The organism is Neisseria sp. P0020.S005 (assembly GCF_051957055.1).
Lineage (GTDB): Bacteria > Pseudomonadota > Gammaproteobacteria > Burkholderiales > Neisseriaceae > Neisseria > Neisseria subflava_A.
This window is the reverse complement of the sequence record NZ_JBQCWV010000033.1, coordinates 1-591: the sequence shown is the minus strand read 5'-3', so window position 1 is coordinate 591 and position 591 is coordinate 1. Positions and strand designations below refer to the sequence as shown.

At 42.3% G+C, this 591-nt stretch carries 1 protein-coding gene; it reads right to left on the bottom strand.

Going from position 1 to position 591, the window contains the following annotated elements; all coding sequences use genetic code 11:
* On the bottom strand, positions 1 to 432 hold a 432-nt coding region (locus tag ACTHTU_RS11165; RefSeq protein WP_440362584.1), incomplete at its 3' end, for a type VI secretion system baseplate subunit TssF.
* Positions 433 to 591: the final 159 nt, after the last annotated feature.

Here is a 591-nt window from a genome sequence, read left to right as displayed (position 1 = left end):
CAATATGCTCAAGGGCTGGAGCGCAACATCGGCAGTGGTCCGATACAAGCATCTGGTCAATCTATCGTTGATATTGATAGGTTCGGACTGAACGGACAATCCTTTTTTAACGACTTGCCCTCCTTGCAACTTTTTATTATCCGGAATCAATTCCAAAACAGTCAGGGAAGGAATCATCCTCAGATAATGCGGCCACAGCATATGGACCAACCCCTCCGTCAATTCCGGAAAGTCATCATCTAATTTTTGTCTGATTCTCCCTGTCAAAAAAGCAAAGCCTTCAAACAGTCTTTCTACATAAGGATCGCGCGTACCTACTCTGTCTAAATTCAGCATTGCGGCACGATCAGGGTGGGCTTTTGAAAACTCTAATCCCGCCTCTTTGAGATACCGCATCTCTTCTTCATAATAGCGTAATGTGGGATCTGACATAATATATGCTTAATAAATTAATTCCAATGCACGGACAACATCTGCCTGCATCAACTCTGTCCGTAAAAATTCGAGCTGTCCGACTGCCTCAATATCTTTATTATCAAGGTTTTCACTTAATAGTTGATACCAAAGGGCATACACTTCAAACGTAAAATG